The organism is Psychrobacillus sp. PGGUH221, from assembly GCF_042055255.1.
GTDB lineage: Bacteria > Bacillota > Bacilli > Bacillales_A > Planococcaceae > Psychrobacillus.
In genome coordinates this window covers 57761-68252 of the sequence record NZ_JAQMHQ010000005.1, presented here as the reverse complement: position 1 = coordinate 68252, position 10492 = coordinate 57761, and the positions used below count along the sequence as shown (strand labels likewise).

The following is a 10492-nucleotide window of genomic DNA, read 5'->3' as shown; positions in this document are numbered from 1 at the left end:
CCCACATGAAAGTTGTGGCATTCTGGCTCAAATTAAAGAATAATAGAATTAAAAGAAGAGGTGATTCTATTGTCAAACATTTACTCTGTAAAACTTTTATTTGAACATATCTCCTCACCAGAATCGATGCCTAATAAAACATTTGAAGAAACGATCAATATTGTCCGAGCGGATAAATTAGAGGACGTAGATGGATTAGTGAAGCAACACTTTAAAGACGTGACATATGCCAATGCATTTGGGGAAACCACCACTATAAAGTTAATAATGATTCTTGATGTATTTGAACTTGTAGATAATATAGAAGAATGTTTAGAGTTTGGAGAAGTATATAGTCATCATATAATTCTGGATGAAGAAGTTTGTCTAGAACGTAATTATGGAAATTAGAAAGGACCCAAGATTTAATAGTCTTGGGTCCTTTATACATTAGACGTAAAGATTAATAGATGTAATTTCCGGTTTGTCTTTTAATGCCAAATAATCACCATTTCCAACTGTTAATGTTAATAAACCTATACAGCAAAGCACACCTAAAATAAATTTTTTCAAAATAATTCCTCCCAACTCGATACTTTTGATTGTTTTATATGAAAATTAAATCCTTGTTCATAATAAATAGTAGCTAGTTTATATTGTTTGTCATTAGCTAATTTTTTTGCTAAAACATTACAATAGATAGAACAATGCTTGTAATCTTGATTATCTTCAAAATAGGCTAGAGCACCTTTGAAAATAGTTATAATATCTTCTGTATTGAAAATTAGTGCTCTAAATAATTCAAAATGCATCGAATAGAAAATTCTATTCTCTTCAGATAATAGATTTAATAAATTGATACCTTTTTCTAACCAAATTTTCGCATTTTCTAAATCATTTATTTTGAAATACTCAATTAATAAGGAGAAAATAGTAACTATTTTGTCATTTGGTTTAATTTTCGCATCCAAACTATTATGAAAATGAAATAGTGCTTGTTTTTGATTTTTCAATATGGAATGATAAGTTCCTAAATTATGCTCGATCATACCAGTAAATCTAGAAGAATCTATTTTAAAACTAATTTCTTTCGCTTTTTCAAAAGTAGCTAATGCTTCTTTTAAGGCACCAGTATCTTTTTGAGCAATACCTAAAATAATTAAGCATTCAATCGAACGTTCTATTAATATTTCTTGATTGAAATAGGAAAGGGCTGACTTCACATAATCAATTGCCATTATATATCGAGATTCAGATAGAAGCGACAAGCTCGATATATAATAAAGTTCGGCCATTTCCCAGTCTTCCATACGATAACTTTTTATAAAAGTAAATACTTGTGCGAAAAACTCCGATGCTTGACTGAATTGATTGTTTTGATAAGCTACTATTCCTTGAATCGTATATAGATAAAATAACTGTTCGGGATCCATTTCCTTTTTAAACCCAGTTAATATAACCAGGTTCTTTTTGATTATGCTCGTTTGATCTGGCAGCATAAGCATTAATCTAGTTTCCAGTAATAGAAGTGTCAATCTATTGGGTTCGAAAGGATGAATCTCGACATAGTTATGTATATCTTGTTGTAGAGTTAGAGCTTTTTGCTTATTCCTAGTGTTAATGACAGTTTTAAATTGAGATTTAAATTGTATCAATTTCTCTTGGTTAACTTCACTCTTTAAAGAGTCCAACGGGATATTTAAACGCATAAGGATGAGCTGCTGAATATCTTCACTCGGTATTACTAAACCATTTTCTATTCGACTTAAGTATGAAGGAACACAAATACCAGAAGCTAAGTATTCTTGCTTCATATTCTGTCTTTGGCGTTCTAATTTAATCAATTGTCCTATTTCCATACACAAGCACCTCCTCAATAGGACCTAGTAAGAAAAAAGAAAACCAATACAATATAAATAATAACATAATATTATTTGGAAATCAGAAGAATTAGAGAATAGGAAAGTGCGAATAAAAAACACCAAATAACGCCCTATTTTCATATCAACTTTCCCAAATAGTTGTTGTGGAATTATTTGGGTTTTTAGTTAATACTTAAATTATAAAAGTAAATGGGCGGTGAATTTTTGAGAAAAAATTTAAGTATCTCGATTCGCAAACTTCTATTTTTCTTGCTTCTTTTTTCCATCATGTGTTGGTTTCTATTAACAACTCTACCATATAATATGACTGAACATAATCTTAATAACGATACAATTCAAGTAAAATTCGAAGAAAATAAAAGTAGAGAAGCACTAACTGCTAAAAAGATGGAAGAATTTAAAACAGCGTTAGAGGTTTTCTACTCCAAAGCAAAGGAACTATGGTGAAAAATCCAAAATAGACTTCATTGACTTTCTATTTTACGATAACCCCTGTCCATGAGTGAAATCCTTGTATAGATCATGTTTAGCGATTAACTCTTCATGTGTACCTGCTCCAGTAATTTTTCCTTGCTCTAGGAAGAATATTTGGTCTGCATGCATGATGGTTGCTAGTCTGTGCGCAATAATAAGAGTAGTTCGACCTTCCATGAGACGTTCTAAAGCTTCTTGTACAAAAGTTTCGGAGCCGCTATCCAAATTAGAGGTTGCTTCGTCTAGTAATAATATTTTCGGATCATGTAAAAGTGCTCGGGCAATCGCAATTCGTTGACGTTGGCCACCTGAAAGTTTCATGCCTCGTTCTCCTACAAGTGTCTCGTATTTGTCCGGAAGCTCTTCGATAAATAGGGAGGCGTTTGCTGCTTCCGATGCTTCCATTATTTTATCCATTGAAGGAACTATAGTCATTCCGTACGTTATGTTTGAAAGTATAGTACCGCTCATCAATGGGCTTTCCTGTGATACATAACCAATTTTAGATCGCCAAGCATTCAAAGATAAGTCGGTTATAGGTGTCTGATTGAACAAAATTGTGCCTGAAGTAGGCTCGTAAAACCTTTCTAACAATGAAAATATAGTAGTTTTCCCACCGCCACTTGGACCGACAAAAGCAGTTACAGTTCCGGGCCGTGCTTCAAATGAAATGCCATTAATCACTTTATTATCTAATCCATATGAAAAGTGTACATCCTCAAATGCCACTATACCATCCTGTAACGGTTGTTTTGCCTCTTGTTCAACTGCTTCACTTTTCATCTGTGATATCTCTTGAATTCGATCGGTAGCACCGACAGCTTTTTGGAAAGAGGTGAAAAATGTTGCCATTTGAGCAAAAGGAACAATTATTTGTACTAAATAAAAGATGATGGCTACTAAATCCCCTGCAGACAAACTTCCTTTAGATACTTGTACTCCGCCATAGCCTAGAATAACGACTAATATTCCCATCATAATGAGTGTCATAAACGGAGCGATGAATGCTTGTATTTTTGCTTCCTTTAAACCAAATTGATATAAATTTTGAATGGCATTATTTCCATTCGTAGTTTCTGTTTTCTCGGCACGATAGGATTTTACTAGCCGAATTTCAGAGAGAACTCGGCCGAGAAGGCCAGAAAAGGATGCCATCTCTTTTTGTGTAGCTTTGGAAACCTTATGCATCATTGAGCCAAGTGGCATGATAATGCCAAGGCTAAGTGGAACACTAATAAGCATAATTAGCGTCATTTTCCAATCAATAAAAAACAAGATAATGATAGAGCCAATGATTGTAATTATCCCTGTTATAAAATTAACCAAATGATCGGTAATGAGTGACTTTAAAGTAGACGTATCTTGCGTAATACGACTCATCGTTTCGCCACTCTCATTTTGATCATAGTAGGGGACAGGTAGATGAAGTACTTTACTCCATAACTTTTTTCGAAGATCCGCAACGATAAATTCTCCTATATAGGACAACAAATAAAATGAGAACCCACCTGAAATAGCCTGTAGTAAAAAGACTACAAGTAATCCGACAATCATTTTCCAGTTGAAAGTGGTTGTAGTTAGCGTATCAACTAGATTTTTCGTCACAAGAGGTACAATTAACCCAACAATGGTACTTATGAGTGATAAGATCACTGCTATAATTGTTATTTTGACTGGCCATCTAAGGCTTTTAAGAAGTAGAAAAAATCCCTTTGTAGATGTTTGCATTGTATGCTCCATTTCATTAAACAATTAAAAAAACGTGCGAAATAATCTCGACACGATTTTTATGAAGATATAACTTTTGACTCGGTTTGAGCACGCTTTTGTAACTCTATGATTAAAGGATCCGCTGAAGTTTCGAGTAGACTTGCTTGTTTTTGCTGTAAATCTATTCGCATTCTTTCCGTTTCAAGTAAAAAATTATCATATCTGATCTTCTCTAACTCTATTTCGTCTTTTACAATTTGTGCACGTATGTTTTGTGATTTGCGTAAATGAGTTGACCATATTGCGGAAAGTGGTATCGAGAAAATCATCACCACTGCAATAAGTCCAATTCCAAGTCCAATAATATCTTCCATTATTATCACTCCATTTCCATTTTCTTTAGTATATACGAAAATCTCAAAAGATAGTTTCAAAATTTAAAAAACTACTCTGAATAATTTCAGAGTAGTGGAAAATGAACGAAATTTAGTTGAGTTAGAATGTTGGTTTTACATTTTCTTACTTTTTTAAAAAAGCCCAAGCATACTGAGCGTATAGTTCTGCACCAGTGACGAGTGCATCTTCATCGATATCAAAGTTCCCATGGTGATGAGCCCATTCTGTATCTTTTTCTGGATTACCACTTCCTATAAGAGCAAAGCTACCAGGAGCCTTTGTAAGGAATGCAGAAAAATCCTCGCCACCCATTGTAGGTTTTTCGTTATAAATAACTTCTGAACCGAAAGCTTCAGTAGCTACCTGTTGAACAAGTTCTGCGCTTTCTTTGTCGTTGTCTACGGCATCTGTACCTCGGATATACTCTACTTCAGCAGAAGCACCGTATATAGAAGCTACACTCTCAGCGTATTGTGTAATGCTTTTTTCGATATGATTACGAGTATCTGGATGAAACGTACGTACAGTTCCTTCAATTTCAGCATTTTCAGCAATTACGTTAAATCTTGTTCCTACTACCATTTTTCCTACCGTGAGAACCGCTGGACTTTGTGGATCAATTGTTCGAGAAACAACGGTTTGCACATTCATGACAAATGATGAGGCAACAAGTGCCGCGTCAATACAAGCTTCTGGTATAGCGCCATGCCCACCGCGTCCTTTAAACTTCACTTTAAAAATATCAGCAGCAGCAAAGGAAGGCCCTGGTGTACAAGAAACTTTGTTTGTTGGCATTTGAGACCAAATATGAATACCAAAAACATTGTCTACTCCATCCATTGCGCCTTGGTCAACCATTGCTTTAGCTCCGGCAGCTGCTTCTTCAGCTGGTTGGAATAGGAAGCGTACATTTCCAGGAAGTTCATCTTTCACTTGAGATAAAGCCTTTGCAGCGATTAGTAGCATAGAAGTGTGCGCATCATGTCCACATGCATGCATTTTTCCTTCGACTTTAGAAGCATAAGGTACATGGATATTAAGCTGTTGAACCGGGAGTGCATCCATATCACCGCGAAGAGCAACGGTTTTTCCGCCTGGAGTTCCTTGAATTTCGGCAATAACTCCTGTAGGCTCAGTTTTTCGATATGAAATTCCGAGTTTATCTAAGTACTCACACACGAAAGCTGTCGTTTTAAATTCTTCAAAAGATAACTCTGGCTCACTATGTAATTTACGGCGTAGAGCAGTTAATTCATCTTTAGAATTAGTAATAGAGTCTTTCAATTTTAAATTAATCATTATTATTTCCCTCCGTTAATTGTAAAGCTGTTTGGAACAAAATATTAGCTCCTGCAGCCAGGTGGCTTGAATCAGACCATTCCTCGGGGCAATGACTTAGACCATCTTTACTTGGAACAAACACCATCCCACAAGCGGTGAAATCAGATAAAACCATCGCATCATGACCAGCACCGCTATTAATTGTGCAATAAGGAATGTCTAATTTGTCGCTCACTTCTTTAAAAGTGGATTGAATTGTTTCATTCATTTCTTTCGGTGCAATATAAAGCAATTGTTCAGTGGAAGTAAGGATACCCATCCTATTTTTGGAGGCAATTAATTGCTCTACTTTTTGCATTGCGCTATGAACATGTTCTTCTTTAGCTGAACGTATATCTACCGAAAAAATTACTTTGTTTGGGATGACATTTGATCCATTAGGAAATACATGTAACTGCCCGGTTGTAATAACCGTACCGTTTCCTTCCTCGAAGGCAAGCTGAGGGAAAGCTGCAATGATTTCTGCGGCAGTGACAAGTGCATCTGATCGTCGTTCCATCGGTGTTGTACCAGCATGTCCTGCTTGCCCTTGGATGGTAACTTCTAATTGAGTTAAACCAACGATTGCTTCCACAATACCAATTGGAATATTTTTTTCTTCTAAAATTGGACCTTGTTCGATATGAAGCTCTAAGAATGCTTTAATCGTTTTTGGATCACGAGTTTTATCGTTCGAAGGATCTAATCCAATGCTCATCATCGCATCTTCGGCAAGTATCCCATCTTTATCAGCAAGACTTTTAAACTCTTCGTTAGTCAATAAACCCATCATTCCTCTCGAACCCATTAACCCTCCACCAAAACGGGAGCCTTCTTCTTCGACAAGAGCAATAATTTCGAGAGGATAGGCTGGCTTACAACCGGTTTCTTGAAAGAGTGCGGCTACCTCTAAGCCGACCACCACTCCTGCAGCACCATCATAAGCTCCGCCATTTGGGACAGAGTCAAAATGGGAACCGACAATAATAGATGGGGCATCTGGCTGAGTTCCTTCGAGTTTTCCAAAAATGTTACCAAATCCGTCTTCAGAAACAATAAGCCCATATTCAGTCATTTTCTCTATGATGTATTTTCTAGCTTCTTGATCTTCTTTAGAATAGGTAAGCCTTGTGACTCCTGCGCCTGGAGTAGCCGTAAATTGACTTAGTAGCTTAATATGTTCTTCTATTCTAGCTTGATTTGCCATATTATCTCTCCTAATCTTATAAGAATCCTACGAAAATACCTGCGAGAATAACAGAAACGATGGTAACACTGATGAATCCTCCGACTAGCATAGGTGGCAGCATATGTGCAGTTAAAGCTTCTCGTTCTTTTTCATCCTGGGTTAAAGAATTAATTACTTCGTTTGTAATGATGTAATCAGCAGGGAATCCGTAAAGTGCAGTTAACGAAATGGCAAAAGCCATATTTTTGCTCACTTTTAGAACTTTTCCCATAAGTAAAGAGAAAATATACATACCGATTACTCCAAGGATAATTGTTCCAATAAGTGGATATAAAATTTGCATAATCATCGAAGGTGTTGCTGTCTTTAAAGCATCAAAAACGAAAAGCATCAGAACCATGATACATAAGCCGAAACCATTTGCTTTTTGTAATACTTGGCGTTCTAAGAAACCAATACTTGATGCGATAATACCGAATAATAAGCAAAGAACATACGGACTAATGGATACAATAGGTTCTAAAACAGTTGAAACAAGATAGGCAAGAAAACCTACCAAAGCTAAACGGAAAAACTTAAAGTAATCTGTGTTATATTTTGCAGGCATTTTGCGGAACATTTTCAGCTCTTCTTGTGGTTCATCTGAAGAAGTGTTGGTTTGTCCTTGTATTGTAAGTTCTCCTTTACGGAATTTTTCAAGAAGTGATTTCCCTTCTTTCTTAAGTGCGATAGATGTAAGTGGATAACCAGCAAAGCCTTGCATAACGTAAATAACAATTGCAAATACAGATAATGTTGTTAATCCAGCATTTGCTGCTCCCTCGGACATGATCAATGCGGAGACCAATCCTCCAACAAGAGGGGGGATTGCAACAATAACCGTTTCAATATCAAATAATAAAGTTCCTATACTAAATAGAACAGCGATAATACCTAATATTCCAGCTAGTGAAATTAAGATCGTTTTCCACTGTTCCTTTAATTGTTGAATGGAAAGTAAAGTACCCATATTAGTAATAAGTAAATAAATCATCATTGTTGCTACTACAGGAGGTACCCCAGCAATGGAAACAATCTCTTTTGGAAAGAAAGTCCAATAACCAATAATAAATAGAACGGCGGAAACGAAAACGGAAGGGATCCATGCCTTCGTTCTATTAGAGACAAGATCTCCGATAAATAAAATTCCGACAACCAAAACTAAAGCTAGCATTTGAGGCATAATAAACTTTCCTTTCTGACAATATAGAATACTCCATACAATAGCACATAATCACTGTAGTATAAAGTATATAATATATTCCAAAATAGTCAGTTTTTTAATTTGGAAATGTATGTGTTTTCATATTTATAGTGTTTTTATAAGAAACAAAAAAAGCTATCCTAGTTTTTTTAGGATAGCTTAAGATGTATATAGATTATTGAGCTGGGTTTAACTCTAGTTCCACAGTGATTTTGATGTCTTCACCAACAAGAACGCCACCAGTTTCAAGTGCTTGGTTCCATACTAGGTCAAAATCTTTACGGTTAATTTTTGTATCCGCAGAAAATGCTACTACTTCTTGGCCCCATGGGTTAGTTCCTTTACCGCCGTATTCTACTTCGAAAGTCACTGGTTTTGTTACACCTTTAATTGTCATATCACCAGTTACGTCATATTCACCATCATCCGTTTTTTTAATGTCTGTAGCAACGAATTTAATACTTGGGTATTTTTCTGTATCAAAGAAGTCACCTGAACGTAAGTGGTTATCACGATCTTCGTTATTTGTGTTAATTGATTTTACATCGATATCGAAGCTGATAGTTGCACCAGTTAAATCTTCAACAGTACCTTCTAGGTCAGCTGTGAAATTTGTGAAAGAACCTTTTACTTTGGAAACCATCATGTGTTTCACAGAAAAGTCGATACTAGAGTGTGCAGCGTCAAGATTAAATTTTGTCATTATAAATTTCCTCCTTGGAATGTTTTTTGATAAACTTATTATAAAACAAACTTGTTTTGAAATCAAGATGTTTTATTTCAAGATAAACAAAAAATTCAACATTATTCTGTTCCCATTAAAAAGTTAATTAAACTACAAGTTACTTTATGTAACTAACTTTAAAATAATACCATGGTTACGTCAAGTAATTAAATTACTTTGTTTTACAAATTACTTAGAGGAGAATATAATAGAAAATGATAGAGGTGAAACAGATGAAAGAATCATTATTATGCCCTCGATTATCGAAGGCAATGGAATTGATAGGGAAAAGATGGACAGCTTTGATTGTTTACCAGCTAATAGATGGAGCGAAACGATTTAATGAAATTGAATCTTCTCTTCCTATAAGTGGGCGGTTACTTTCTGAGCGTTTAAAAGAACTTGAAAAAGAAGGTATAGTAGAAAGAACTGTCTTTTCAGAAGTCCCAGTGCGGGTCGAATATAACTTAACAGACAAAGGTCTTGCCCTAAAAGATGTAGTTGGCGGAATAGAAACCTGGTCTAAAGAATGGTTATAACAATTTTGCTTGATATATTAGTGGCTAAAACGCATACTATGTAAAGGTGAATTGTATATGAAGAAAGGATTGTCTTTTTTGAGTAAACAAAAATGGTTTCAAGATTTAACTACACAACTAGATGCAAGAACTGTAAAAATAGATGAAGCACTAAATTTGCATACAATGACACGGATGGGTGGGGTTGCGGACTTATTCGTCACTCCCGAAACGGAAGACCAAGCAGCATTTGTTGTTCAATATGCGTTCAAAAATGATATCCCTTTATTACTTCTTGGAAACGGATCAAACATGGTCGTCCGGGATGGTGGAGTTAGAGGGATTGTTCTTCGCTTAGAAAAACTAAATAAGATTACGATTAATGGAAATAGAGTAATTGCAGAAAGTGGAGCGGACATTATTGACGTTTCAAGAGCTGTGGCCAAAGAATCACTAACAGGATTAGAGTTTGCCTGTGGAATTCCTGGATCGATTGGCGGTGCAATGGCAATGAATGCTGGTGCTTACGGTGGAGAAGTTCAGGATGTAATTGTTCAATCTACAGTCCTCACACCTACCGGAGAAAAACTTGTTCTTTCTAAAGAAGCATTAGAGCTTGGCTACCGTAAAAGTATCATCACAAAAAAAGGATACTATGTTTTATCGGCTGAATTTGAATTAAAACCCGGTAATCAAGAAGAAATTGATGCTAAAATAGCTGACCTAACATATCAAAGGGAATCCAAACAACCGCTTGAGTATCCTTCTGCGGGAAGTGTATTCAAACGTCCTCCCGGTTATTTCGCAGGAAAGCTTATCCAAGATAGCGGATTACAAGGAAAAGGCTTCGGCGGGGCAGAAGTTTCAACAAAGCATGCTGGTTTTATAGTCAATAAGAACAATGCAACCGCTACTGACTATATAAGCACAATTGAAATGGTTAAGAAAGCGGTAAAAGAGAACTTTGGAGTCGAGTTAGAATTAGAAGTAAAAATTGTTGGTGAAAACAAACAAGCATAATATAAATAGTGACCTATGAATATATTTATTCATGGG

Annotated in this window: 12 protein-coding genes; 4 read left to right on the top strand and 8 right to left on the bottom strand. The window is 35.7% G+C overall.

Going from position 1 to position 10492, the window contains the following annotated elements; all coding sequences use genetic code 11:
• Positions 1 to 60 precede the first annotated feature (60 nt).
• A complete protein-coding gene (locus PGC35_RS09495; protein WP_375218974.1) occupies positions 61 to 390 on the top strand; it encodes a DUF4288 domain-containing protein in 330 nt (109 codons plus the stop codon).
• A gap of 39 nt (positions 391 to 429) precedes the next feature.
• On the opposite strand, the gene PGC35_RS09490 is transcribed toward PGC35_RS09495, so the two are convergent.
• Entirely contained in the window at positions 430 to 552 is a 123-nt protein-coding gene (locus PGC35_RS09490; protein WP_375218973.1) for a hypothetical protein, read from the bottom strand.
• Positions 549 to 1838 (bottom strand): helix-turn-helix domain-containing protein, encoded by a 1290-nt coding sequence (locus PGC35_RS09485; RefSeq protein WP_375218972.1) that lies wholly within the window; start codon positions 1836 to 1838, stop codon positions 549 to 551. The genes PGC35_RS09490 and PGC35_RS09485 overlap by 4 nt, the downstream gene beginning before the upstream one ends.
• Positions 1839 to 2066: 228 nt before the next feature.
• On the opposite strand from PGC35_RS09485, the gene PGC35_RS09480 reads away from it, so the two are divergent.
• Positions 2067 to 2309, top strand: coding sequence for a hypothetical protein (locus PGC35_RS09480; RefSeq protein WP_375218971.1), 243 nt, complete (start codon positions 2067 to 2069; stop codon positions 2307 to 2309).
• Positions 2310 to 2342: 33 nt separating this feature from the next.
• Here PGC35_RS09480 and PGC35_RS09475 read toward each other — a convergent pair whose 3' ends face one another.
• The 6 genes from PGC35_RS09475 to PGC35_RS09450 all read right to left on the bottom strand — a co-directional run bounded on the left by PGC35_RS09475 (position 2343) and on the right by PGC35_RS09450 (position 8897).
• Positions 2343 to 4064 carry an ABC transporter ATP-binding protein gene (locus tag PGC35_RS09475; RefSeq protein WP_375218970.1) on the bottom strand — a complete coding sequence of 574 codons (1722 nt, stop codon included), beginning with the start codon at positions 4062 to 4064 and terminating at the stop codon, positions 2343 to 2345.
• A gap of 59 nt (positions 4065 to 4123) precedes the next feature.
• Positions 4124 to 4420 (bottom strand): hypothetical protein, encoded by a 297-nt coding sequence (locus PGC35_RS09470; protein ID WP_375218969.1) that lies wholly within the window; start codon positions 4418 to 4420, stop codon positions 4124 to 4126.
• A 145-nt stretch (positions 4421 to 4565) separates the two neighbouring features.
• Positions 4566 to 5741, bottom strand: a complete 1176-nt coding sequence (locus PGC35_RS09465; RefSeq protein ID WP_375218968.1) for a M20 metallopeptidase family protein — start codon at positions 5739 to 5741, stop codon at positions 4566 to 4568.
• Positions 5734 to 6969, bottom strand: coding sequence for a Zn-dependent hydrolase (locus PGC35_RS09460; protein ID WP_375218967.1), 1236 nt, complete (start codon positions 6967 to 6969; stop codon positions 5734 to 5736). Before PGC35_RS09460 ends, PGC35_RS09465 begins: the two co-directional genes overlap by 8 nt.
• Before the next feature lie 16 nt (positions 6970 to 6985).
• On the bottom strand, positions 6986 to 8173 hold the full coding sequence (locus PGC35_RS09455; RefSeq protein WP_375218966.1) for a hypothetical protein: 1188 nt from the start codon (positions 8171 to 8173) through the stop codon (positions 6986 to 6988).
• Between the two features lie 196 nt (positions 8174 to 8369).
• Positions 8370 to 8897 carry a YceI family protein gene (locus PGC35_RS09450; RefSeq protein ID WP_375218965.1) on the bottom strand — a complete coding sequence of 176 codons (528 nt, stop codon included), beginning with the start codon at positions 8895 to 8897 and terminating at the stop codon, positions 8370 to 8372.
• A 254-nt stretch (positions 8898 to 9151) separates the two neighbouring features.
• On the opposite strand from PGC35_RS09450, the gene PGC35_RS09445 reads away from it, so the two are divergent.
• Both PGC35_RS09445 and murB read left to right on the top strand, forming a co-directional pair.
• Positions 9152 to 9457 carry a winged helix-turn-helix transcriptional regulator gene (locus PGC35_RS09445; protein WP_053592289.1) on the top strand — a complete coding sequence of 102 codons (306 nt, stop codon included), beginning with the start codon at positions 9152 to 9154 and terminating at the stop codon, positions 9455 to 9457.
• Between the two features lie 78 nt (positions 9458 to 9535).
• Positions 9536 to 10456 (top strand): UDP-N-acetylmuramate dehydrogenase, encoded by a 921-nt coding sequence (gene murB, locus PGC35_RS09440; RefSeq protein ID WP_375219166.1) that lies wholly within the window; start codon positions 9536 to 9538, stop codon positions 10454 to 10456.
• Positions 10457 to 10492: the final 36 nt, after the last annotated feature.